This window comes from Exiguobacterium sp. s16, from assembly GCF_018618115.1.
GTDB lineage: Bacteria > Bacillota > Bacilli > Exiguobacteriales > Exiguobacteriaceae > Exiguobacterium > Exiguobacterium mexicanum_A.
Genome location: NZ_JACSLM010000003.1, coordinates 46,597 through 70,607 on the forward strand (window position 1 = coordinate 46,597; position 24,011 = coordinate 70,607).

Here is a 24,011-nt window from a genome sequence, read left to right on the forward strand (position 1 = left end):
AACGTGCAAAGACAGACCGGTTCATACCGGTCTGTCTTTAGGAAGGGGGTTAGCCCTGTTGCTTATTGAATAAGTCGTGCCACCGTTCGGCATCGGCGCGGAGCAGTTTGAAGTGTGACCCTGTCAACGTATTAGTCAAAAAGACATCGTCTCCGCTATAGCTGACATCGAACGTCTGCGCACAAATACCTTCGAAGACGGTCAAATAGGGAGTCGGGGCCGGGGTTCCGGCCGTGGCGACAGCTTTTGAACGATCGATCGCTTGAAACACGAATTGGACGGCCTCGGCATTGGCGTGATGCAAGAACGATGCGTCCTTGGACTCCGTTCCGAGCAGCGCCAAGTCATGTGTCACGACATGCCGGCGGTGGGCAAATTGTTGTCGCATCTTCGTTTTCAACCGATCGCCGCGAAGCAACGTCTCTTCTCGATAGGTGATTGAGACGACTTGTTTATGCGGTTTCCCGTCACGGATGAACGAAAAGCTGAACAAAGGATAACGCTCATTCGGGATGAGTGTCGTCGGGAGCGTGCTCGCTTGACGAGCGCCAAGCATGCGGTCGAACCTCGCGTCTTTCGGTCGAAGCACATCCCCATATAAGGTTTGATCAGATGACAAATGAAGCCCGTATTGTTTTGTATCTTGAGACACCTCGGTACCTAAGGCGAGGGAGAGGAAAGGTTGGCGCGATGCTTCGTTAATCGGCAACGTGACCGTCTCATATGTTTCCGGGGATTCGAACGTGAATTCGAAAGAGCCATTGAACGGCATCGTCACGTGAACGAGCGTCTGATCGAGCCCGCTCCGTTTCGGATATGGCTCGTTGCCGACGGGTTTAGTCATTTCCTCTGTGAAATGGATCCGTTCGTGCGGTTGGGCGTTTCGTAGTTTTGACGTTGCCGAAGACGGGACAGCGTGGTCACGATACGCAATGAGACTGTTCGGCAACGTGTCGATTTGTTTCATATACGTGATCGTCTCGGCTTGGCACTGGACGTAGGCTTGATTGTCCACTTCAAAAAAAGTGGCGGTCGGAAAGACATCGGTCGAGGATGTCGTGATCAGCGGTTGGGTCAATGTGACCGTCCCGATCAAGTGACGTTCTCCGTCAGGAATACGGGATAGCGCGTCCTCTGGATAACAAGCATCGAGGACGTTCGTCCGATCGGACTCGGTCATTTCGATTTGTTGTCCTGATGGCAGGGTAGCGCGACCTTGATAGTACTCTGGAGCTGTATGTAAACGAAAGGCATGTTCTTCTTCACATCCAAAAAGGACGAACAACATGGCGAGCGTACAAAGAATCAAGTACTTTTTCACGGGGGTGCACTCCTTTGATGATTAACTTTCATCATTTTAGCACCATTTTTTTGTGACTTTAGTCTTAGGAAAATTAATGTGTTTTTTTAAAAAAAAATCAAAAAACCCGCTCAACTTGAACTGAGCGGGCTTGTTTTACACTTATGGATATGAAATGGAATTTCACTCTTGTGAACATGTCGATTTTTGACGAATGAACCGTTGAATGGCCACGTTCTTGAAAATGATGAAACTATTTAAAAAATCAAGGATGGAACCAATCAGGGTTTATTTGTTTATTTTTACCTTCAATCGACGTCGCGGCCGCGGGCTGCCTTCAAAATTTCGAACCATTCCTCACGGGTGAGCTCGATATCGAGCGCGCCGACGGCGGTCTTGACTCGGTCAATTTTCCCAGATCCGACGATCGGCATGATCTTGGCAGGGTGTTTCAAAAGCCATGCGTAAACGACTGCATCGATGCCGCTCGCTTTATGGCGGTCACTGATGTCTTCGAGTTTCTCGCGAAGCGGCGCATACTGTGACTCGGTGAACAGTTGACCGCCGGCGAGCGGGCTCCACGCCATGAGCGGCATCCGCTTCTCGTGGCATAGGTCGACAGAACCATCTTCGAAGTGTTTCAGTTGCATCGGTGAAAGTTCGAGCTGATTCGTCACGAGTTGGAACGGTAAGCGTGACTGGAGCAACTGTTGGGTTGCCGGTACGTGGTTCGAGACACCGAACGTCCGGACTTTTCCACTTCGTTGTAACGTAATGAATGCCTCAGCGACTTCGTCCGGGTCCATGAGCGGATCGGGACGATGGATCAACAGCGTGTCAATCTGGTCGATGGCGAGCTCTTTGAGTGAACGCTCGGCTTGATGGATGATATGCTCTTTCGTCGTATCATAATGGTTGATTGTTTGGCCTGGGTTGAAAGAACCTGTCAGTTTAATGCCAGTCTTCGTCACGATCTCGATTTGATCGCGAAGTGAAGGATTGAGGCGAAGTGCTTCCCCGAATAGTCCTTCACATGTATAGCCACCGTATATATCGGCGTGGTCGAACGTCGTGATTCCAAGTTCGATACATTGCTCGATGAACGTGAGACGTTCCTGCGGGCTCATATCCCATTCAGCGAGACGCCACATGCCGTGGATGATCCGTGAGAATGATAAGTCTTCTGTCAGTTCGATACGTTGCATGATTGATTCCTCCTCATTGTCTGTCGCTTTCATTATAGAGATAATCGGGGGATGCGTCACTTATTGGGCGTATCGGACGGACGCGGACCGAGTCAAATGAAAGTGATTTCAGTTATGATAGGAAAGAGATGAACCGAAAAAGAGGAGTGCTCTATGAATCATTATGAACAATATGCGGGCGTCACGTTTGAGCAACACGGGCAAGACACGCGTGTGACCGCCTATCATCCTGACCTCGAACTGCACGGGATCGGGCGCAGTGCTGCCGTGTTCCGCATAAAATCTACACGACTCGTCATTAAAGTGTTTTTCCCTGGCTATACGCACATCGCGGCCGAGGAAGCCGTGATCTATCGGAAGCTCGAGGGATTGCCACAATTCCCGGGTCTGTACGAAGCGGGTCCGAACTATATCGTCATCGACTATATCGAAGGGAAGACACTGTTTGAATGTTTGATTGAAGGCATTTGGATCGACCCCGCGTACATCAAGCAAGTCGATGAGGCGCTCATAGCGGCCCGGCGACTCGGGTTGACCCCGTCCGATGTCCATTTGCGCAACCTCATCCTCACGCCGGACGGCCGACTCTATTTGATTGACTTGGCGCGATTCCGACAAGGGCAACAAGTCGATCACCAATGGGAAGATTTGAAGCGGATGTATCGGCTCTACCGCCTCCGTTTCATGCCGAAGCGGTATTCGGAGCGCTGGTTGAACGGTGTCGCCTACCTATATCGTACGTTCGTGAACGACCCGAGACGTTAGTCGACGGTCGTTTTTCTTTTGAAGATTAGGGAACAACAGTAACGTATTGTCGTTGTGTAGTCATTCAAAAGGAGGACGAATACATGGCTCATCGAATTTATGCGAACGAACTGGAAACGTTGCACGATTGCGTGGAGACGTGCAATTACTGTCTTGAATCTTGTCTCGAGGAACATGACGTGAAGATGATGGTCGACTGTATCCGACTCGATCGTGAGTGCGCTGCAATCTGTTCATTCCTCGCTGAGGCGATGACACGGGATTCGGCGTTCGTACCGGAACTGGCCCGGGCTTGTGCGGTCGTCTGTAAGGCGTGTGCCCAAGAGTGTGAGAAACATAAGCACGAACATTGTCAGGAATGTGCGCGCGTCTGTTTCGAGTGCGCATCGATGTGTGACCGTTTGGCAGCCTAAGGTAAAAAAGTCAGTCGAAACGGCTGACTTTTTTTGTGGCAGCAAATCGTTACGTGTATTTTGAAATTGAGATAAGTATAATAAAGAAAACTTATAGAAAGTATGGTGTCCTCATGATTCGCAACTGCCGTCGAGACGACCTTCAAGCCGTTTTACATATTTACAATGACGCAATCGTCAACAGTACAGCTGTTTACCATTACGAGCCGGTGACGCTTCAAAATCGCGTCGCTTGGTACGAAGACAAAAAAGCGTCCGGGCTCCCGATCATCGTTTGGGAGGAAGGCGATGTCGTCATGGGCTTTGCCACGTTCGGCCCGTTCCGTCCATGGCCGGCCTATCATTATACGGTCGAGCACTCGGTGTACGTGCATCCCGGCTATCGGGGGAAAGGGATCGGGAATAAATTGCTCCGTGAAATCATCCGCATCGGTGAAGAACGGGAAGTGAAGACGATGATTGGTGGTATCGATGCCGCCAATATCGCGAGCGTCAAAGCCCATGAAAAGTTAGGATTCGTCCATTCAGGCACGATTAAAAAAGCCGGATACAAGTTTGGCAAATGGCTGGACTTATCGTTTTATCAGCTTGATTTGAAAGGCCCCGAGACTCCGCAAGAAGGCTGACCGCTAGCTGTCGAACTTCTAAAATTGCGGTATACTGGGAACAGTGTATCGAATGGAGGAATCAGTATGACAGAACTACCGAATTGCCCAAAATGTCAGTCGACTTATGTGTATGAGGACGGGAGCTTGCTCGTCTGTCCGGAATGCGCCTACGAGTGGTCGCCGAGCGAGGTAGCCGAAGCGGAAGCAGACGCGCAAATCAAAGATGCGAACGGAAATGTGCTCCAAGACGGGGACACAGTCACGGTCATCAAAGATTTGAAGGTGAAAGGGACGTCGCTCGTCGTCAAACAAGGCACGAAAGTGAAAGGGATCCGTCTCGTCGACGGGGATCATGACATCGACTGCAAGATTGAGGGCTTTGGCGCGATGAAGCTCAAATCGGAGTTTGTGAAAAAAATTTAAAAAAAGCGTGTTGATCCGTTCGCGGACCAACACGCTTTTTGCTGTTTATGAGAAAAATGGTTTGTATTCCCGGCGTTCGTGCATGACGGATACCCACTGGAGCGTCGTGAACTCCTCGAGCACCCACTCGCCGTTGAAGCGGCCAAGACCCGAATCTTTCTCTCCGCCGAACGGCAAGTGCGGCTCGTCGTTCACCGATTGGTCGTTGACGTGAATCATCCCGGTCTCGACTTGGCGGGCGAACTCGGTCGCACGGTAAATCGAACCGTGGACGGCACCGCTCAGTCCGTATGGCAACTCATTCGAGATATGGAGCGCCTCGGCGTCGTCCTTGAACGACAGAATGACGGCGACCGGTCCGAAAATCTCATTTTTCGCAAGTGGCATGTCGTTCGTGACACCGCTCACGACGGTCGGCTCGAGCACGTTCCCGTCAGCGTTGCCGCCGACCTGGAGCGTCGCACCGGCGTCGACCGTCTGCTTGATTTGATCGAGGATGCGGTCGACTTGGTCGTGGTCGATGAGCGGCCCGACTTGTGTATCCGATTCGTTCGGGTTGCCGAACTTCAAGGCACGGACTCGCTCAACGAATTTTTTGAGGAATTCATCGTGAATCGACTCGGCGACGAGGATTCGGTTCGTCGACATACAGATTTGCCCTTGGTGATAGAATTTCGAATAGACGGCCGATTCCACGGCACGGTCAATGTCGGCGTCGTCTAAGACGACGAAGACGTTATTCCCGCCGAGTTCGAGCGCTGTCTTTTTCAACAGGCGTCCGGCCTTCTCGGCGATCCCTTTGCCGACCTCGGTCGAACCGGTGAACGAGATGAGTTTTGGCACCGGGTGCTCGACGATGGCGTCCCCAATCTCCGAACCGCGACCGACGACGATGTTCAAGACGCCTTTCGGAAGACCCGCTTCTTCAAATAGCGAGGCGAAGAGGAGACCTCCTGTGACCGGTGTCGCCGTCGCTGGTTTGACGACGACGGTGTTCCCCGTCGCGAGGGCGGAGACGATTGAGCGGACCGCGAGGTGGAACGGGAAGTTCCATGGACTGATGACGCCGATGACGCCGAGCGGTTTCCGATAGACCCGGTTCTCTTTGTTCGGGACGATTGAAGGCTTGATGAGCCCGTCCATCCGGAACGGGAATGTCGCCGCTTCCTTGATGATCGCCATCGAGGCTAAAAATTCGCCTTCTGCTTTGATGCGCGTGCTGCCCGACTCTTTGACGAGCCAGTCGATGATGTCATCTTTATGCTGCAACGTCACTTCGGCGAACTTCTCAATCAAGGCCCGGCGATTTTGTGGCAGCATCGTCGCCCATTCGGTTTGTGCTTCTTTCGCAACGGCATAAGCCTTGTCGAGATCAGACTCGTCGGCCGACCGGATGGAGAACAATGTCTCATCCGTGAACGGGTTGGTGTTATCGATCGATTTGTCGCTTGACCCTTCGACCCATTGGCCATCAATGTACATCTTTGTAAAATCGGTATGCATATTCAAACACTCCTTTATCTTTTTGCTTCACCTTAAGAAGTATTCACCTGATTTGAAAAAATAAACCTCTCGATGCGCAACTAACTTGTTTTACAAAGTAGTTGCAATTGGTAGTGCCTTCCATTACTATTGTGTATAACAAGTTAGTTTAACGAAAGTGAGGTCACGCCATGGCGATGAGTCAAATGTTAAAAGGATTGCTCGAAGGTTGCCTGTTGGCCATCATCGATAAAGGAGAGACGTACGGCTATGAGATGTCGGAGAAGTTGCAAACGTATGGCTTCACGATGGTGAGCGAGGGCAGTATTTACCCGGTCCTGTTACGGATGAAGAAAGAAGGGTGGGTCGAGACGGTCCAAAAGGCGTTGCCATCAGGGGGACCGAAACGAAAATATTACATTTTGACGGAGGCGGGGCACCAAGAGTTGCTGGCCTTCAAACAACGTTGGGCGGAAGTGTCAAGCGGCGTCGACCGCGTACTCGGAGAGGGGAATGAAGATGGAACTTTCAAAAAAGAGTCGTGATTTTTTGGATGATTTAGCGGTATATCTCATGTCGAGCGGTAAGTCGGAAGGGGAAGTGCAAGACGTTGTCGCCGAGCTGAAAGACCACCTCGAGGAGGCGGAACGCGCAGGCAAAAGCGTGGACGATGTCGTCGGCCAGAGCCCGAAAGCCTACATGCAGCATCTTGGGCGTGAGATGGCGTTCGATGGAAAAGGGTTTTTCAAAATCATCGCGATGATCATTCCGAACGTGTTCGCCTACATCATCATCGCCAACTTCATTCAAGGCGAGATGACATTCTCGACGGTCCAGTTGATTGGGTTCCCGCTCATCGCCGTCCTGTTCTTGCTGGCCGCCTCACAAGCGTTCCGCCACATGTCGGTCCGTTCGAAAGAAAGCAAATTTAAAAATGGGGCGACGTACATCACGCTCGCCGCGATGCCGATGACATTGTTCCTCGGACTGATGGTACTCGACATCTTCGTCGAGACCCCGACGATCGTGTTCGGTCCAACCGGTCAACTCGTTTTGCTCGGTCTCGCCGTCGTCACGTTGCTCACCGTCTCTGTGTGGACGAAGACATGGATCAATCTGATCATTCCGATTCTCTTATTTGGGCCGCAATACGCGTTCGCCCAGACAAGCTTGCCGCTCGAGCAACAACTGATTTTCTCGATGCTGATTCTGTTCGTCGGGATGGGGGTCTTCTTGTTCGTCTGGTGGAAAAAGAATCAACGGGGGCAAACCTGATGCTCGGACGAATCATCTTCGTCGCTCTTTTATGTCTGCCGTGGGTTTTTTTCGTGACAGCGGGGGCAATGCGCTTGGTTATCTCGTGATTCCGGCCGTGATGTGGTGGAGCGTGTGGCAATTTGGCCGGCGTGGATGGTTGCGTTGGATCATTTTTACGCTCATCATCTCGCACTTGATTTCCATGACCATGATCGGGTACATCGATGGGGCATGGGATTACTTTTTCAAGCCGTTCGGCCAATCCATCGTCATGAACATATGGACCGTCGTGTTCGCGAGTGGGGTCGTTGTAGTATGTGTGAACCGTTGGGCTTTCGAAAAAGCACGTGAATCTGCTTAAGGTCGAACGCGGCTGGGAATAGGCAACTGTACGCCTAAAAGAGAAAGAAGGGATTCCCGTTGCCAGTCAATCCGACGATTCAATTTTATTTGAACCAGTTTCAAAATCAGATCTCGACCACATATGACCAATTGGATCCGCTCGAATTAAGACGACAAGAAGACGCAATGATGACCCGGTTTCAACATAGAGAGCATGTATATCACGTCGAGAATCGCTCGATTATGCTTCCGAATCGCTCACTGCCAATCCGCGTCTATCGGTCGGGTCGAACGATCGCGCCAGCACTCGTCTATTTTCATGGTGGCGGATATGTCACGGGCAGTCTCGACACCCATGACGCGATATGTCGGACGATCGCGAACGAGGCCGACTGCACCGTCATCTCGGTCGGCTACCGACTCGCTCCGGAGCATAAGTTTCCGACAGCCGTCTACGATAGCTATGAGGCGCTCGTTTGGATTGCGGATCACGCCTCGGAACTTGAAATCGATGCCGAGCGCATCGCCGTCGGCGGAGACAGTGCCGGCGGGACACTCGCCACGGTCAGCGCCTTGATGGCGATTGAACGAGGTCGCCCCCTCGCCATGCATCAGCTGCTGTTTTACCCGGTTACCGGGACCGAGGAGAACTTGCCGCTGTCATTGATTGATTACGCGAACGGTTATCTGCTCGATGAAGGGCTCATCCGGTGGTTCCAGCAACAATATTTCCATGATGAGTCGGAATTGATGCATCCGTACGCCTCGCCGATTTTTTCGGACCACTTAGGGGACCTTCCCCCGACGACGTTGTTGACGGCCGAATACGACCCGCTCCGCGACCTCGGACGCGCATACGCCAACAAATTGATTAGCCTCGGTGTCCCGGTGACGTATCAAAATTACGATGGCTTGATTCACGGCTTCGTCAACTATTACACGTATGTCCCGGAAGCGAGACGAGCCGTAATTGAAGCGGCTCATGCGCTCGGAACGGCATTCATAAAAAAAACTCGTCCATGAGGCGAGTTTTTTTATGCTTTCGATAAGCTCGGAAAGCGACAACCTTCCGGGAAAAATTGTCCTTCGTTCATGCGAATCATCCATTGGCCGTCGCGGGACGGACGTTGTTCCACACCGTCCAAATCGGGCGTGAACTTAAAGACGATCTCGGTGATGCCTTCAAAAGAGAGGCGGGCCACGACGTCACGCATATCGACAGGTCGCGGCGACAGCACGGCATACAAGTTTAAGCGCGAGCGCTCAATCATATAAATGACATGGACGTCATCGAAACGATACACGTCCTCGTCCATCCCTTGATAGTAATGGAACATCCAAATGTGCATGTCGTCTGTCGTATACAGACGCGGTGAAAACGGGAGTGACTCCAGTTTGAAACGACGCCACTGTTCGGCATCGACGTCGACATGTTCGAGTGGAGCCGCAGATCCCGATACTGAAACGAATAGCTCCGGTTCAAGTTGGACGGAGAACCCCTGTTGCTCGTAAAATGGTTCAACCCCTTCGTCACAAGCCAAAAAATAAGGCAAGCCATCGGCGTCATGCTGTTTGAACACATGCTTGAAAATACGGGTGGCAAGTCCTAGTCCTTGTCGGTCCTCGTCCGTCATGACTGTCCCAATCTGATACGCCTCGCGAGCGGTTCCGTCAGCCACGATCGTCATCCGGCTCATGCCGACGTTCGAGATGACATTCCGATAAAACGTCAATGAGTAACAACGATAGCGGTCGGTCCATTCGCCGGCCATGTACCATTCACCAAAATCGATGCCGAACATCTCATCGGCCAAATAGAAAAATGACGCGAATTCTTCCCCTGAATACTCGAGATTGCTGATAGGTCGTTTAGCCATATGACTCACTCCTTGTTTTGAACTTCTCGGTCCGTTCCTGTACATTAGAGGCAGAGAGGGGTAATACAGATTATGAAACGATATGAAGCGATTTTATTCGATGTCGATGATACGTTGCTCGACTTTAAACAGAGCGAGCACGTCGCCTTGGAGCAGTTGCTCGCGGCACACAACGTTCGGATGACGGATGAATTGAAACAACAGTATGTGACGATCAATAACGGATTATGGCGCGCGTTCGAGCGCGGCGAGGTCGGACGGGAAGACGTCTTGATGGGCCGGCACACGCAACTGTTCGACACGCTCGGCATCACGATCGATGCACATGAAGTCGAACAGCGTTATCGCGACCATTTGCACGCCGGGGTGCACATCATCGATGGGGCACTCGAACTCGTCCGTACGCTCAGTGAACAGTATCCGCTCTATATCGTCACGAACGGGGTGACGGAGACTCAGTTCAAGCGGCTCGAAGTCTCGGGACTGCTCCCTTACTTCCAAGACGTGTTCGTCTCGGACGCGACCGGTTCACAAAAGCCAATGAAACCATTTTTTGACTATGTATTTGACCGGGTTCCGAATGTGGCACCGGAACGCGGGCTCATCGTCGGTGACTCGCTGACGGCAGATATCGCCGGCGGGCGCATGTATGGGCTCGACACGTGCTGGTACAATCCGCACGAGATTGCGGCGTCGGTCGAGACGACGTATGAAATTCAAGACTTGCACGAATTGAAGTCGATTCTATCAAGCTCAGCGATCGATAAAGTGGGGCGGCAATGATTGCGGCAACGCATAGAGTGTCTCCGGGAAGAGTTTCAAGTCCCGGAGCGCGTCGAGCGGCTGCCAACGATAGATGAGGTGATCGCCTTCCGGTCCGTGGAAGTCTCCATGCCGGAGCGGGAGGTCACCCGATACATAAAAGTACATGCCAATCTCGTGGACCGTGCGTTCCAAATACGTGAAGAAATTTTCGGACACGAAAGCGAACGTCGTTCCCGTCAGTGTCGCTTCGAGTTCTTCTTGCAGTTCACGCGTCAAGGCAAGCTCGGCCTCTTCGCCGATGCCGACACGACCGCCCGGTAACGCCCAAAAGTCATCGTTCACGTTCCGATGAACGAGCAAATGACCGTCCTGGACCCAGATGCCGGCGACGCGATAATTGAACGTGCCGTGCTCGGTCGGAAATACGATATCCATCTTCATCACTCCATTCCTTAAGCTACATCAAGTATACGCCAAGGAGGCAGGTCATGTTTCAATCAAATGAGAGCTATAAAGGTGAGGACTTCCGCGACGAGACGCTCCGTGACATCCAACTCACGCAGACGACGTTCGAGAACTGTCGCTTCACCTATATCGATGCGACCGAGTTCGAGACCGAACAGTGTCGTTTCATCAACTGTGACTTCACCGATTCGAAGTGGAACGCCTCGCGCCACAGCGGCAGCTCATTCCTGAATTGTCAGTTCAACGGGGCGAATCTGTTTTTGAGCGAGTTCGATCAGTGCAAGATGACGGGTTCGTCGTTCGAGTCATGCACGTTTGAAGGGGTCGTCGTGCGTGAAGGAGATTGGTCGTTCGTCAATCTGCGTCACGCCCCGCTCCGGAAGATGGATTGGTCCGGTGTCCGGTTGACGGAGGCGGATTTATACGGTGCGGATTTGAAAGAATCACGCTGGACGAACGCCGTCTTGTCCCGCGCCGTGTTGCAACACGCGGATTGCACGGGGGCCGATTTTGTAGGGGCGGAGATGGATGGGGTCGATTTCTCGGACGTCATTCTGAAACAAGCGACGCTTGACGTCATGCAGGCCGTCCAAGTCGCCCGCTCGCTCGGGGCGAACGTCATATGACCAATGAGCAAGTGCTCGAGCACTTGACGGCCATGGCCGCGGAGCGGGAAGACGTCCGCGTCCTCGTCTTGAACGGGTCGCTCGTCAATCCGCACGTAAAACCAGACCGTTTTCAAGACGTCGATGTTACTTGTTTCGTCGAAGACGTGACCGCGTTCATCGAGGACCGTTCGTGGATGGCGCCGCTCGGGGACGTCTTGATTATGCAGACGCCGGACGAGGTGCCAGGAGGCGACGAATATGAGCGTTTCGCGTTTCTCGTCCAGTTTGCAGCCGGTCATCGCGTCGATTTGACCGTCCGTCCTATGCGTGACGTGCAGGAAGCGATTCACGCTGACTCACTCAGTCTCGTCCTCATTGATAAAGACGAGATTGCCGGTCAACCGATCCCATCTGATGACACGTACCGCATCAAACGACCGAGCCGATTCGACTATGAGCAGTGTTGGAACGAGTTTTGGTGGGTGTCGCTTTACGTCGTCAAAGGTATCAAGCGGGGTCAACTGTTATACGCTTTCGACCATGTGACGATCATGCGAACGATGCTCCGGCAGATGCTTGTATGGGACGTTGGCTTTGCGACAAACTTTACGGCGAACGGAGGAAAGTCCGGGGATGGGCTTGAGAAGCATCTGGCCCCTGAAGTATGGCAGGCTTATCTTGATACATACACTTTGGTCGAAGTGACAGCGATGGAAACGGCCCATGCGACGTTGGTGGAACAATTTGAACGTGTCAGTCGCCGCGTGGCCGACCAAGCCGGATATCCGTTTGCGGAGATGGAAGCCCGACGAATTCGTGACGCCTTTTCGACGCTTTGGTGTTCAAACGATTAGTTTTCGGTTGAGTCGGGAAAAGCCCCTCTATAGAAGGGGGAATGACGCTTGAATCCGTATACGACGTTCATCGCGCTCCTAGTGGGGAGTTTACTTTTATTTGTCGGCATCCGGACGAAAAAATGGCCGATTTTAGTCGTGGCCTTATTTCCGCTTGGACTTGTCGCCTTCAACATGTATTTGCTGATTACTGGACGTTAGAAGACTGTTTCTTCAGTCTTCTTTTTTGTATATCGATTTTACAAAAAATGCTGTCGGCAACAAAATCCCGATGGCCGCTTCGAGCAAGGCGAACAACCGGGCCGGACCGATTGGCAGCAGGTCGCCGAATCCGATAGACAGCAACGTGACCCCGCTGAAGTAAAGCAGATTGCGCCAGTTCGGATCGACCGCGTTCATCGTCTCGAGTGACGTCACCAATATGACGCCATCGCGTGAGAGCGCGTAGTAAATCAAGGCAAACCCGATCATGACGCCGAGTAGGCTGACGAACAAGTGGCTGAACAAGCGCATGTCGAAGCCGGTCTGTCTATACGTTTGGCGCCGAAAGAAGGTAAACACGTTCAAGCCGACGAATAATAGGGCAATCGTCAATAAAATGGTATTCACGCCCATTTCTCCCTTCTGTGACAGTCTATACTATGTTGTTTCCCTGATCGTTCACCGTCAAACGGACCGATTCACACCAAGACGGATTCATTCAACAAGGAGGTATCCGAGTGCGACGATGTTTAGTGAGCGGCTTATTGTTCGTCTTCTTTTTAGGAGGATGTACGACGAAAGAGCCGTTTGATTTTGATGAGATCCATTCCTATAAGATTTTTTATAACATGCCGACCGAGGCGATCATTGAAGACATGGCCCGATACGACCTCGTCATCATCGAACCGATTTGGTATACGCCGGAACAGATTGAGACGATCCGCTCGAACGGGACGAAAGTGCTCGGCTATATTAACGTGATGGAAGCAGATACGTGGAATCGTGCGCTCATCGGCCAAATGGACAAAGACGATTTCTTCTATCGGGACGGGGAACGCATCTATTTCCCGAAATGGGATTCGTATTTGACGGATATCAGCTCGTCCGATTTCCGTAAAATTTTAATCCGTGAAATTCAAAAACAAGTCATCAATAAACATCTGGACGGAATTTTCCTCGACACGGTCGGTGATATCGATGACGTCCACCTCGATTATCCGGACGACTTAGAAGAACAGCTGGCTGGGCTCGAGGCCTTTTTACAAGCGATTGAAAAGGCATATCCGGGCGTCCCAGTCGTCCAAAACTGGGGCATCGAGACGCTTGAACGAACGAGTGCGCCTTACGTGGAAGGCTTCATGTGGGAAGGTTTTAACTACACGGAAATCACGTCCGACTCTTGGTCGATGGAGATGCTCGATCGAATGAACGCGATTCAAGACGAATACGGAATCGCTGTCCTCACCGTCTCAGACCAAGAAGAGGCGACAAGTCGGGATATGGCCGAAGCGAACGGATTCATCCATTATCACGAACCAACTTATTACAATACGTGGGATTTTTAGGGGGTAATTAGGGTAAGGGAAGATAAGGACTATGTATACCTGTCCGAGGGCAGGGGACCATCCCGCATTAAAAACTGAAGAGATGTTATCCATGAGGAGGGGATTATCATTCTGTACGCTCAAGACCGTCCATGGCTCAAATGGGTCGAGATTCTTGTCGTGTTCGCGCTATTGATCGGAATCGATTTATTCTTCAGCCTAGGCACGATTCAAAATGAACTGAACTTGTTTTATGTGGCCGCCATCCTGTTCGCCCTCAGGTATGGAACGATTTTCGGCTTAATCAGTTTCGGCATTTTGCTCCTCTATAAAGTGTTATACACCGGCCTAATGGGAGGGGACATCTTCCTGTTGTTCTACGATACAAACTCACTTCTTACACTGTTTTACTACTTCGCCATCACTGTCATCGTCGGGTTGTTCAGCACCTCATTTCGAGAGCGTTACGAAATCAGCCAGTTCCGCAACGAAGAACTGAAAGATGAAAACACGTATTTGAAAGAGACCGTCGATTTACTCAACACTTCGCAAACCACACTTCGTCAAAAACTACTTCAATCCGAGTACAGCTTGAATCAATTGTATGAACTGGCCGTATCGCTTGATTTGCCGCATCCAGAATTGATTCGGAGCGAGACGATTCGCCTATTGAAAAAAACGTTCCTGGCGAGTGACGTCGCGATTTACCACGTCGACCGTTCCCAGAAGTCGATGCGTCTCTTGATTCGCCAAACGGACAAGAAAGAGTTTCCGCAAACGATTTTTCTCGATGAGGCGTCGAGTATGTTCAAACGGTTCTTCCAAGTGCAAGAGACGACGCTCCGTCAACTCGACGACGAGGACACGGACCCGATGTTGCTCGCACCGATCATCGTGGACGGGATGACCCGAGAAGTCGTCGTCATCAAACGGTTGCCGCTTCGGAAATTGACGACCGATGACTTGCACGTTCTCAACATCCTCTTCTCGTGGATTGGCACACGCATTCAAAATGCCGAGAACCTGATTCGTAAAGAGCAGCACGAGAAGATGCATAAAGGCACCTCATTTTATAAGAAAGAAGCGTTCACAGAACTCGTCGCCATCCAAGAACAAAAGAAGATTCACCATGGACAGCCGTATATCGTCCTCGAATATCCGCTCGGGTATGAGCCTGTCTCACTCGAGAGTATCGAGGCCATCGTCCATTCATATTTACGGGAGATCGATGTCGTCGGGTACGACCCGGATGAGAATAAGCTGTTGCTCTTACTCCCAGGAACGAGTGAAGAACACCGTCAACGGATCTATGACCGGATCGAAGGGATTTTGATCCAGAAGGGAGTGTGACGAGATGGAGTCTACCATTCGTCTCGTATTGATCGGGATTTATGTCGTTCATGCACTGCTCGCCTTCGGATTATTGATCACGTTGAAACGAAGAATGAAAGCGCCGGATTATGGCATCGCGGTGGCGGCGCTCAGCTTCGGTCTGTTCTTACCGTTTCTAGCCGAACTTGCCGTCTATGCGGTGTATCGGCTTGCTGAACGGTTCGGTCGGAGCGGTCTGATTGAAGACTATGACGACTATATCGACTTCAAGGTCGTCAACTATGAACAGATTCGTCATGAAGCGAGCAGCAGCACCAATCTGTTACCGCTCGCCGACGCCATCAACTCCAAAGATCCAGCTATCCGCAAACACTCGATTTTGACGCACGTCAATCAGTCGATTGACCAGCAAGGCAAGTATTTGCAGATGGGACTTGAGAGCACGGACAGCGAGACTGTCCACTACGCCGCGGCGACAATGAACATCTTGATCGATCAATATGAACAAGAATTGAAACACGCCAAACGCGAGTACGACTTGGGTAACCCAGACACGATTCGACGGCTTGCGACGATTTATAAACGCATGATCCATAGTGAACTCATCACCGAGGTCATGTTGAAGGACAAGCGAGGCGCATGGCTGGAAGAATTATTGAAAGCGAAGACGCTCTATCCGCCTTCGCCTTGGATTTACGAAGACTTGAACGAGATTTATCTCACGTTAGAGCGCCCCAAAGAGCAATTGAACATTTTAAAAGAGTACGTCCATCATTTCCCGGAACGCATCGAGGCTCATCTGATGCTTATCAATTACTATTATGAGCGCGAACGTTGGAACGAAGTGAAGGCGGTCATGTTTATGATGCAGACCCAATTCTCACTGGAGGACGTACCGTATGAGTACCGACTGTTGTTTGAAGAATGGAGTGACACGACATCATGGAAAAACGAACTGTAATCTCATTCTCGCTCTTCATCGTCTTATTTTTAGTCGTCGTCGGTGCGATTCAATACTTACGGATCCACTCGCTACACACGTTGTTGCCAAACGTCGCCGAGCAACAGATGAACATCGACCAGTTGAAGAGTGATGCCTCGGCAAAAGCGGGTGAGCATCAGCTACAAGTTTATCTCGTCCGGGATGAAGGTGATTTGGCGGTCGAAACGGCAGACAACCTGCTGTACGGTCTGCAGTATGCGAAACTTGACGTTCGCGAAGTGAACCCAGGTGCCGTCGGGTCGATTGCGCCATCTCCATACACCATCATCATTTTCACGGGTGAAGACACGACGAGGTGGCCGTTCGTGGAAATGAAACGTTATGTCGAACAAGGCGGGAACCTCGTCTTTGCGAATCGGTTTAAAGACCCGGCATGGAACGCGTTGACCGGCATTGAAGAAATCGGTGAGTACGTACCGGACGTGTATGGTCTAAATTTTGAAGAGACGATTTTCCCTGGGTATGTCGACTTGAACCCACCGGACGACTTATTTGTCCATAGCGTCGTCGATTTTGCGATTGCAGACGAGGCCAACGTCATGTTGTCAGCTGAAGGTTTCCCAATCCTTTGGGAATACGAAGTCGGCGAGGGGAACGTCCTTTATTGGAATACGACGATCACCAACCAAAAGATGATCCGCGGTCTGTTCGTTCAGACGCTCGGCACGATGCCACCGGCGTTCGTCACGGCACAAGCAGCGATCAAGCTCATGTACATCGATGATTTCCCGGCACCGGTCATGGACGGAAAGATGAAAGACGTGTCCGCGACCCCGATCGATAAATCGGTCAAAGATTTCTTCGCCGAGGATTGGTGGGAAGATATGGTCGATTTGGCGAAAGACGACGACTTGATTTACACGGGTGCCATGATTGGGACATATGAAGAGGAGATGGAGCTCGTCGATGAACAGTTGATCAAACGGGGTGAGTTCCCAATGCTCTACTTCGGTCGCAAATTGATTGCCCACGGTGGGGAAATCGGACTCCATGGCTATAACCACCAGTCGCTCGTCACGGCCGATGAACCGATTGACCCGACGTACGGGTATATCCCCTGGCAAGATAAAGACGAGATGAAACGGTCATTGCTTCAAGCCGAGTCCGTGTTTGCGAACTATTTCCCGGCTGAAACGCTCAAGTCATACGTTCCGCCGTCGAACGCGCTCAACCGGACTGGGGTCGATGCGATCGCCGAAGCGTTACCAGAACTGCGCACGATTGCTTCGCTCTACACGGGGGAGCCGGAGAGCGGGGACTTCGTCCAAGAATTCGAATTTGATGGGACGCATCCGAACTTGTACCATTTCCCGCGTGTGACAAGCGATTACGGGGAAGAGCGCGGATCGATTTTCCAAATGGTCGACGCGATCGCCAATTTCGGTGTGTTTTCACACTTCATTCACCCCGATGATGTCATCGACCCAGACCGGGCCTTTGGTCGGGACTGGGATACGATGTTCGCGAGTCTGCGTAAAATCGTCCATGACGTGAAAGATCAATATCCTCACCTCGAGGCGTATACGCAACACTATGCGACCGAAAAGATGGTCACATACCAACAAGCTGATTTGAACGTCACGTTTGATGAGTCGACCGTCTATTTAGCCGGGGAAGGGCTCATCAACCCGTCCCACTTCACGATTCGCCTCAAACCAGGCCAGTCACTTGAGACGGGAGAGTTTGACTTTGGGACGGTTGAACAATGGGAAGCCGACCGTCCGCTCTATCTCATCAAACTGACATCGGCGAACGCTGAAATCGCCATCAAGGGGGAAGCGCAATGAGAATCGGACTCGTATTAGAGGGCAGTTATCCATACGTGAGCGGAGGCGTCTCAAGTTGGACGCAGACGTTGATTGAGGCGATGCCCGAAGTGTCGTTTGAAATCATTTCGATTCAACCGACCGAGAAACGGCCGGAAGACATGAAATACGCGCTCCCTCCGAACGTCTCCGGCATCACCCATCTGTATTTGAACGACGTAGGTGAACGCGCGAGGGGACGATTGAAGTGGGGCACTGAGGACGAACAGAACGTATCGGACTGGCTCATGTTGAAAAGTCCGAACCGGCAAGCGCTTCGTTTGCTTGGGAAAGAAGTGCCTTCAAGTCAGGCGTTTTTCGCAAGCGAGTTCTTTTGGAAAAATGTCAAGGCGGCCTACGCCGAGGAAATGAACGGGGGTTCGTTCATCGACTATTTCTGGATGTGGCAGAGTATGTACACTCCGATTTTACGGGTGCTCCATCAACCGCTCCCGAAAGTCGACCTCGTTCATTCCGTGTCAACGGGTTATGCCGGTGTGGTCGCGTCCTACATGAAGGAGACGCAAGGGATTCCGTTCATCTTGACGGAGCACGGCATCTACTCGCGTGAACGCGAAGAGGAGATTCTACAGTCGTATTGGATTCCAGCGCCGTATAAGCCGAGGTGGGTCCGTTTCTTTCACCATTTGTCGCGTGAGGCCTATAACGCGGCCGATGAGATCATCACCTTGTTCGAACGAAATCGCGAATATCAGGAATGGATCGGCGCCCCGAGCGAGAAGACGAAAATTATCGCCAATGGGATTGCCGACCGACAAATCCAGGCGACGATCGATCGTCCGGAGCACGACCTCTTTCAAATCGGTGCCATCGTCCGCTTGGTGCCAATCAAAGATTTGAAGACGATGATTTACGCCGCCAAGATTTTGCAGGAGCGGCATCGTCTGTTCAAGCTGACGATCATGGGACCGCTCGATGAGGATGAGGAATATGCGGAAGAGTGCCGGTTGCTCATCGAACAGAGCGGGCTGACCGATTATGTCGAGCTCGCCGGAAAGGTTGATGTCCAAGCCTATTTGCCGAAGTTTGATTTACTTCTGTTGACGAGTATCTCGGAAGGTCAACCGCTCGCGATTCTTGAAGGCATGGCAGCCGGCATCCCGTGGGTCGCGACCGATGTCGGGGCTTGTTCCGAGCTCCTGTACGGCCGAGAAGACGACCCGTTCGGTCCAGCCGGGTTTATCGTGCCCCCGGTTCATCCGGAAGCGGTCGCGGACAAGGTCGAGTGGATGATGGATTATCCGCAGGAACGGATGCGGTTCGGTAAGAACGGGCGGGAGCGGGTCCGCCAATACTATCGTCTCCAACAAGTCGTGGACCGCTACAAGGCCATCTATGAAACGAGGAGGGAACAGTATGGCGGGCATCGGGTTTAAGTTGCAGAAGTTGTTCCAAGAAGACTACTATTCGTCCAGGTTGAAGGCGTACACGTTCTCGGGCCTCGTCACATCCGGACCGTGGTTGATCGTCATCTTGGTCGTCGGGACGATTCAATGGTTGGCGTTCCAAATGCCGACGTTATCGCTCGCCGAACGGACGCTCTTCATGATCTCGGTCTCGTACGCGTTCATCTTCTCGCAAATCTTGTTCAGCTTCCAACAGCTCGTCGTCACCCGATACGTGGCGGACTTGTTTTACGAGAAGAAAGCGCATGAGATTTTCCCGGTGTTCACCGGGATGCTCAAAGTGACGATCCTCGTTGCAGGCTTGCTGTATAGTATCTTTTGGCTATTGTCGCCGCTCGATTTTCTGTACAAACTGACGTTGTTCGTTTTATTCATGACGATTAACGTCATCTGGGTCATGTTCTTGTTTTTAAGTGCCGCCAAGTATTATCAAGCGGTGGCCTATAGCTTCTTGCTCGGCGGACTCATCTCGGTCGGGAGCGTCTATGCGATTAGCCGTCTCATGGTCGACCCGTCGAGTCTCGAGCTATTGCTCGGTTTCACGGTCGGGATGATTGTGACGTTGTTCGGGTTGTTCTTCGCGATGCTCCGGACGTTCCCACTCCGCTACGCCGTGAAAGAGTTCTCTTACTTCAAGTACTTCGACCGCTATCCAGACTTGTTCGCCATCGGCGTGTTGTACGTGCTCGGGATTTGGGTCACGAACTTTATCATCTGGTTCGGAGAAGGACGCGTCATCATCGCGGACTCGTTCTTGTTCAATCCGTATTATGACACGGCCATCTTTTGGTCGTACTTGACGATCATCCCGACGCAACTGCTATTCGTCGTCGCCGTCGAGACACGATTTTATGAGCGTTATCGTACGTTTTATGGACTGATCAACTACGGCGGGGCGCTCCATCAAATCGAGAAGGCGAAACAGACGATGACGTCCGTGTTGAAAAATGAGCTGATTCGACTCGCGCGCAGCCAAGGCGTCGTGACGTTGTTCGCCATCCTGATGGCAGGGGTGTTCGTCGGTTGGATCGGTGTGCCGGACGAAATCGGTCAAATCTTTCGGATGACGACGCTCGCGGCGTTCGCGAACGCGATGATCCTTATTTTGACGTTGTTGTTGCTCTATTTCGAGGATCGACGAGGGGCATTGTTCGTCAACATCTCGTTCTTCACGTTGAATGCGTTGTTCACGCTCTTGCTCTTGCCGCGCGGCATCGATTGGTACGGCGTCGGCTTTGCCGTCAGCACGACAATCACGTTCTTCTTGGCCGGCCTGCGTTTGATTTATTACATGGGCAAAGTCGATTATTACGTGTTCGCGGCCTCGAATCGACGCAAGCTTGGCACCGAACGCTTCTCCCAAATGGGGACGTTGTTGAACCGTCGCTTCTCGCGATAAAGGGTTTTCAACAAAGATAAAGACTGATATGATGTGGTCGTAGACGACCGAATTTCATAATGTTTACCACTAGGGGAGTCGCGTGACGCGGCTGAGATGGACGAGGTCCAGACCCTTTGAACCTGATCTAGTTCACGCTAGCGTAGGGAAGTGGGCGAACCGATTGTTCTCGTACACTTTGTGTAAATCCGACGCCGCTTCCGTTATGGGAGGCGGCGTCTTTTTTTATAACAAAGGAGGAGACATGAATGACATTCACCGCACATCTTCGACAAGAGGCCGAGGCCTTGTTTCAAGCCAGCTTTGACCATCCGTTCGTCCGCGAGCTCGGAACAGGCGAACTCGACGAGGCGAAATTTAGGCATTACGTCATGCAAGATTCATACTATTTGAACCAGTTCTCCAAAGTACAGGCGAAAGGGGCGACCCTCGCCCCGAACATGGAAGTAGCGAGCCGCTTTTTGACGCACGCGCTCCATACCATCGAAGCGGAGCATGCGTTGCACCGTGAGTTTTTCACCTTGCTCAACGTGACGGAGGCGGAGTGGGCGACGTTTGAGCCGGCCCCGACGGCTTACGCCTATGCGCTCCATATGCAACAGGCCGGTCCGACGCTCGGTGATGTGCTCGCTTCGATTTTGCCGTGCTACTGGGTCTATTATGAGATCGGGGAGCGATTGAAAGATGCGACACCCGATCATCCGATCTATGCGACGTGGATTGCGACGTACGGTTCGGAATGGTTCCGCGATCTCGTCGAGGAACAGCTTGAACGGCTCGACGTGCTCGCCGGACAAGCGACAGCGGAAGAACGGGTCCGGTATCAACAGCTGTTCTTGAAGAGTTGTTATTATGAACATGCGTTTTGGGAAATGGCGTGGACGCTCGAGTCGTGGGATTTACCGGCGGGGGTGACACGATGAAGCGCGACTTATGGGACAAAGTCAGAGCCGAACGGCCACTCATCCATAACATTACGAATATCGTCGTCGCTAACTTTTCGGCGAACGGGTTGCTCGCCATCGGCGCTGCGCCGGTGATGGCGTCAGCCGTCGAAGAAGTCGCGGACATGGCGTCTGCGAGCGATGCGCTCGTACTCAATATCGGCACACTCGATGCGACGACGGAACGTACGATGATTCGAGCCGGACAGGCGGCGAATGAATCGAGCCGGCCGGTCGTCTTCGATCCGGTCGGTGTCGGGGCGACCGCGTTTCGACGTGACGTCGCTACATCCATTTTGCAACACGTCCGCGTGACGGTCATCCGAGGCAATGCCGGAGAAATCGCGACATTGATTGGTCTCGACGCGGCGGCGCGCGGCGTGGACGCTGGGGAAACGCGGGTTGATTTGAATCACATCGCACGCGCGGCGGCACGACGCTACAACTGTGTCGTTGCCGTGACCGGAGAGACGGATGTCGTCAGCGACGGGGACGCGACGATTGAAATCAAAGGCGGCACCGCAGCAATGGCCCGGACGACAGGGACCGGTTGTTTACTCAGTGCGGTCGTCGGTGCGTTCCTTGCGGTCGAATCCGACGCGTTGACGGCCACGGCGACAGCGCTCGCCGGATATGCGCGGTGCGGCGAACTGGCTACCGCTTTGGCGGATGGACCGGGCGACTTCCCCGTTCATTTCTTGAATGAACTCGGCAAGATGACAGCCGTCGAGTTGCCGAGCGACCGCATTGAGGTGGTGTCATGATGCGGCCGCAAGTATTGACGATTGCCGGTTCGGACTCTGGCGGGGGAGCAGGAATCCAAGCCGATTTGAAGACGTTTCAAGAGCTAGAGGTGTTCGGGACGAGCGTTCTGACGGCCGTCACCGCTCAAAATACGCGCGGGGTGCATGGGGTCGAAGCGGTGTCGCCGGAACTCATCACGCAACAACTCGATGCAATCGGTTCGGACTTTTCGATCGCAGCATGTAAGACCGGGATGTTATTTGATGCGGCGCGCATCGAGGCAGTCGCTACCGGGGTGAAACGTCATGTCTTCAACCGACTCGTCGTCGACCCGGTCATGATTGCGAAAGGAGGGGCCCCGCTTTTACAGGACACGGCGGTCGATGCGCTCAAGACCTCCTTGTTGCCACTCGCGACAGTCGTCACGCCGAACGTGCCGGAAGCGGAAGTGCTGACCGGGTTGACGATTCGATCGTTTAATGATCGTCTCGAGGCGGCTCGGCGGATGTTAGCGTACGGCGTGCGCGCGGTTATTTTAAAAGGCGGCCATCTCGAAGGTGAAACTGCCGAAGACTTGATCATGATGGAGTCGGAAGTGTTCCTTCTCTCGGCCCCGCGCATCCAGACGAGCGATACGCACGGTACCGGTTGTACATTTTCGGCGGCGCTTACAGCGGAACTTGCCAAAGGTCGTTCTATCATGGAGGCGGCGGTGACGGCGAAGCGGTTCATTCAAAGCGCCATCACCCATGGCCTTGAGATCGGCGCCGGACACGGACCGACGAACCATTGGGCATATGTGGCGTATGGAGAGGAGGGTGTGACGATTGAATCCATCAAGGCGGGCACTCGCTGAACAGTTGCGGCTTTACTTCGTATGCGGGACACCGAACACGAAAGACATGTTACGGACGGTCGAAATGGCACTCCAATGTGGCGTGACATGTTTTCAATTTCGTGAAAAAGGTAAAGAGGCACTGTATGGGGATAAAAAAGAAGCGATGGCAAGGACCCTGCAAGCACTTTGTCGTTCGTACGACGTCCCGTTCATCATCAACGACGATGTCGAACTGGCGGCGCGCATTGATGCGGACGGCGTGCATATCGGACAAGACGATGCCGAGGCCGCAATCGTTCGGGAGCGGATTGGTCCAGATAAGTGGCTCGGTGTCTCGGTCCACACGCTCGAAGAAGTAGCAGCGGCCATCGAGCATGCGGATTATGTAGGCATTGGCCCAATTTACCCGACGACTTCGAAAGAAGATGCCGGGGCAGTGAACGGGACGACACTCATCCGCCAAGTCCGAGCCATGTATCGAGAGCTGCCAATCGTGGGGATTGGCGGCATTTTACCGGAACATGTCCCGATGATTCGGAACGACGGGGCGGACGGCGTCGCCGTCATCTCAGCCATCGCTTCTGCACCGGATGTGGCCATGGCCACACGGCGTTTCGCTTGTCTCTGAA

The 24,011-nt window shown here is 52.5% G+C and carries 28 protein-coding genes and 1 riboswitch; of the genes, 22 read left to right on the forward strand and 6 right to left on the reverse strand.

Features of this window, described 5'->3' with window-relative positions; translation table 11 throughout:
• Positions 1 to 49: 49 nt before the first annotated feature.
• Both KNP86_RS07180 and KNP86_RS07185 read right to left on the reverse strand, forming a co-directional pair.
• Entirely contained in the window at positions 50 to 1,321 is a 1,272-nt protein-coding gene (locus tag KNP86_RS07180; RefSeq protein WP_353048160.1) for a hypothetical protein, read from the reverse strand.
• A 287-nt stretch (positions 1,322 to 1,608) separates the two neighbouring features.
• Positions 1,609 to 2,505 carry an aldo/keto reductase gene (locus KNP86_RS07185; protein ID WP_214753438.1) on the reverse strand — a complete coding sequence of 299 codons (897 nt, stop codon included), beginning with the start codon at positions 2,503 to 2,505 and terminating at the stop codon, positions 1,609 to 1,611.
• Between the two features lie 153 nt (positions 2,506 to 2,658).
• On the opposite strand from KNP86_RS07185, the gene KNP86_RS07190 reads away from it, so the two are divergent.
• The 4 genes from KNP86_RS07190 to KNP86_RS07205 all read left to right on the forward strand — a co-directional run bounded on the left by KNP86_RS07190 (position 2,659) and on the right by KNP86_RS07205 (position 4,714).
• A complete protein-coding gene (locus tag KNP86_RS07190; RefSeq protein ID WP_214753439.1) occupies positions 2,659 to 3,270 on the forward strand; it encodes a protein kinase family protein in 612 nt (203 codons plus the stop codon).
• 83 nt (positions 3,271 to 3,353) lie between these two features.
• On the forward strand, positions 3,354 to 3,683 hold the full coding sequence (locus tag KNP86_RS07195) for a four-helix bundle copper-binding protein (protein WP_034779654.1): 330 nt from the start codon (positions 3,354 to 3,356) through the stop codon (positions 3,681 to 3,683).
• A 113-nt stretch (positions 3,684 to 3,796) separates the two neighbouring features.
• Positions 3,797 to 4,309 carry a GNAT family N-acetyltransferase gene (locus tag KNP86_RS07200; RefSeq protein WP_214753440.1) on the forward strand — a complete coding sequence of 171 codons (513 nt, stop codon included), beginning with the start codon at positions 3,797 to 3,799 and terminating at the stop codon, positions 4,307 to 4,309.
• Positions 4,310 to 4,375: 66 nt separating this feature from the next.
• Positions 4,376 to 4,714, forward strand: a complete 339-nt coding sequence (locus tag KNP86_RS07205) for a zinc ribbon domain-containing protein YjdM (RefSeq protein ID WP_114165343.1) — start codon at positions 4,376 to 4,378, stop codon at positions 4,712 to 4,714.
• Between the two features lie 45 nt (positions 4,715 to 4,759).
• On the opposite strand, the gene KNP86_RS07210 is transcribed toward KNP86_RS07205, so the two are convergent.
• Entirely contained in the window at positions 4,760 to 6,217 is a 1,458-nt protein-coding gene (locus KNP86_RS07210; RefSeq protein WP_214711214.1) for an aldehyde dehydrogenase family protein, read from the reverse strand.
• A 170-nt stretch (positions 6,218 to 6,387) separates the two neighbouring features.
• Between KNP86_RS07210 and KNP86_RS07215 the strand changes: the two genes are divergently transcribed.
• From KNP86_RS07215 to KNP86_RS07230, 4 genes are all read left to right on the forward strand, one after another.
• Complete coding sequence (locus tag KNP86_RS07215) at positions 6,388 to 6,741, forward strand: PadR family transcriptional regulator (protein ID WP_214709184.1); 354 nt, start codon at positions 6,388 to 6,390, stop codon at positions 6,739 to 6,741.
• Complete coding sequence (locus KNP86_RS07220; protein WP_214753441.1) at positions 6,716 to 7,471, forward strand: HAAS domain-containing protein; 756 nt, start codon at positions 6,716 to 6,718, stop codon at positions 7,469 to 7,471. Before KNP86_RS07215 ends, KNP86_RS07220 begins: the two co-directional genes overlap by 26 nt.
• Before the next feature lie 112 nt (positions 7,472 to 7,583).
• Positions 7,584 to 7,814: a hypothetical protein gene (locus tag KNP86_RS07225; RefSeq protein WP_214753442.1), complete on the forward strand. Its 231-nt coding sequence runs from the start codon at positions 7,584 to 7,586 to the stop codon at positions 7,812 to 7,814.
• 59 nt (positions 7,815 to 7,873) lie between these two features.
• Positions 7,874 to 8,818, forward strand: coding sequence for an alpha/beta hydrolase (locus tag KNP86_RS07230; RefSeq protein ID WP_214753444.1), 945 nt, complete (start codon positions 7,874 to 7,876; stop codon positions 8,816 to 8,818).
• 11 nt (positions 8,819 to 8,829) lie between these two features.
• Here the strand turns inward: KNP86_RS07230 and KNP86_RS07235 are convergent, their stop codons facing one another.
• Entirely contained in the window at positions 8,830 to 9,672 is an 843-nt protein-coding gene (locus KNP86_RS07235; protein ID WP_214753446.1) for a GNAT family N-acetyltransferase, read from the reverse strand.
• 72 nt (positions 9,673 to 9,744) lie between these two features.
• On the opposite strand from KNP86_RS07235, the gene KNP86_RS07240 reads away from it, so the two are divergent.
• A complete protein-coding gene (locus KNP86_RS07240; protein WP_214753448.1) occupies positions 9,745 to 10,455 on the forward strand; it encodes a YjjG family noncanonical pyrimidine nucleotidase in 711 nt (236 codons plus the stop codon).
• Here KNP86_RS07240 and KNP86_RS07245 read toward each other — a convergent pair.
• Positions 10,426 to 10,872 carry an NUDIX hydrolase gene (locus tag KNP86_RS07245; RefSeq protein WP_021065918.1) on the reverse strand — a complete coding sequence of 149 codons (447 nt, stop codon included), beginning with the start codon at positions 10,870 to 10,872 and terminating at the stop codon, positions 10,426 to 10,428. The genes KNP86_RS07240 and KNP86_RS07245 overlap by 30 nt on opposite strands.
• A 53-nt stretch (positions 10,873 to 10,925) precedes the next feature.
• Between KNP86_RS07245 and KNP86_RS07250 the strand changes: the two genes are divergently transcribed.
• From KNP86_RS07250 to KNP86_RS07260, 3 genes are read left to right on the forward strand one after another with little or no spacing between them, the layout of a single operon-like run.
• Complete coding sequence (locus tag KNP86_RS07250) at positions 10,926 to 11,528, forward strand: pentapeptide repeat-containing protein (protein WP_029594498.1); 603 nt, start codon at positions 10,926 to 10,928, stop codon at positions 11,526 to 11,528.
• Entirely contained in the window at positions 11,525 to 12,364 is an 840-nt protein-coding gene (locus tag KNP86_RS07255) for an aminoglycoside 6-adenylyltransferase (RefSeq protein ID WP_214753451.1), read from the forward strand. Before KNP86_RS07250 ends, KNP86_RS07255 begins: the two co-directional genes overlap by 4 nt.
• Positions 12,365 to 12,412: 48 nt before the next feature.
• On the forward strand, positions 12,413 to 12,565 hold the full coding sequence (locus KNP86_RS07260) for a hypothetical protein (RefSeq protein ID WP_034779628.1): 153 nt from the start codon (positions 12,413 to 12,415) through the stop codon (positions 12,563 to 12,565).
• Between the two features lie 12 nt (positions 12,566 to 12,577).
• Here the strand turns inward: KNP86_RS07260 and KNP86_RS07265 are convergent, their stop codons facing one another.
• The gene (locus KNP86_RS07265; RefSeq protein WP_084592883.1) at positions 12,578 to 12,979 is read right to left on the reverse strand and encodes an ion channel; all 402 of its coding nucleotides are present in this window, start codon (positions 12,977 to 12,979) and stop codon (positions 12,578 to 12,580) included.
• 104 nt (positions 12,980 to 13,083) lie between these two features.
• Between KNP86_RS07265 and KNP86_RS07270 the strand changes: the two genes are divergently transcribed.
• The 10 genes from KNP86_RS07270 to thiE all read left to right on the forward strand — a co-directional run bounded on the left by KNP86_RS07270 (position 13,084) and on the right by thiE (position 24,010).
• Positions 13,084 to 13,911: a glycoside hydrolase family 191 protein gene (locus KNP86_RS07270; protein WP_235420226.1), complete on the forward strand. Its 828-nt coding sequence runs from the start codon at positions 13,084 to 13,086 to the stop codon at positions 13,909 to 13,911.
• A gap of 159 nt (positions 13,912 to 14,070) precedes the next feature.
• Positions 14,071 to 15,240, forward strand: coding sequence for a GAF domain-containing protein (locus tag KNP86_RS07275; RefSeq protein ID WP_214753453.1), 1,170 nt, complete (start codon positions 14,071 to 14,073; stop codon positions 15,238 to 15,240).
• 4 nt (positions 15,241 to 15,244) lie between these two features.
• The gene (locus KNP86_RS07280) at positions 15,245 to 16,183 is read left to right on the forward strand and encodes a tetratricopeptide repeat protein (protein ID WP_214753455.1); all 939 of its coding nucleotides are present in this window, start codon (positions 15,245 to 15,247) and stop codon (positions 16,181 to 16,183) included.
• The gene (locus KNP86_RS07285; protein ID WP_214753457.1) at positions 16,165 to 18,012 is read left to right on the forward strand and encodes a DUF2194 domain-containing protein; all 1,848 of its coding nucleotides are present in this window, start codon (positions 16,165 to 16,167) and stop codon (positions 18,010 to 18,012) included. The genes KNP86_RS07280 and KNP86_RS07285 overlap by 19 nt, the downstream gene beginning before the upstream one ends.
• Entirely contained in the window at positions 18,009 to 19,427 is a 1,419-nt protein-coding gene (pelF, locus tag KNP86_RS07290) for a GT4 family glycosyltransferase PelF (RefSeq protein ID WP_214753459.1), read from the forward strand. Before KNP86_RS07285 ends, pelF begins: the two co-directional genes overlap by 4 nt.
• On the forward strand, positions 19,408 to 20,856 hold the full coding sequence (gene pelG, locus KNP86_RS07295) for an exopolysaccharide Pel transporter PelG (protein WP_214753461.1): 1,449 nt from the start codon (positions 19,408 to 19,410) through the stop codon (positions 20,854 to 20,856). Before pelF ends, pelG begins: the two co-directional genes overlap by 20 nt.
• Before the next feature lie 61 nt (positions 20,857 to 20,917).
• Positions 20,918 to 21,022: riboswitch (TPP riboswitch) on the forward strand.
• A gap of 82 nt (positions 21,023 to 21,104) precedes the next feature.
• Positions 21,105 to 21,779: a thiaminase II gene (gene tenA, locus KNP86_RS07300; protein WP_214753463.1), complete on the forward strand. Its 675-nt coding sequence runs from the start codon at positions 21,105 to 21,107 to the stop codon at positions 21,777 to 21,779.
• Positions 21,776 to 22,564, forward strand: a complete 789-nt coding sequence (gene thiM / locus KNP86_RS07305; protein ID WP_214753465.1) for a hydroxyethylthiazole kinase — start codon at positions 21,776 to 21,778, stop codon at positions 22,562 to 22,564. Before tenA ends, thiM begins: the two co-directional genes overlap by 4 nt.
• Positions 22,564 to 23,400 (forward strand): bifunctional hydroxymethylpyrimidine kinase/phosphomethylpyrimidine kinase, encoded by an 837-nt coding sequence (gene thiD / locus KNP86_RS07310; protein ID WP_214753467.1) that lies wholly within the window; start codon positions 22,564 to 22,566, stop codon positions 23,398 to 23,400. The genes thiM and thiD overlap by 1 nt, the downstream gene beginning before the upstream one ends.
• Positions 23,372 to 24,010 carry a thiamine phosphate synthase gene (gene thiE, locus KNP86_RS07315; RefSeq protein WP_214753469.1) on the forward strand — a complete coding sequence of 213 codons (639 nt, stop codon included), beginning with the start codon at positions 23,372 to 23,374 and terminating at the stop codon, positions 24,008 to 24,010. The genes thiD and thiE overlap by 29 nt, the downstream gene beginning before the upstream one ends.
• Position 24,011: the final 1 nt, after the last annotated feature.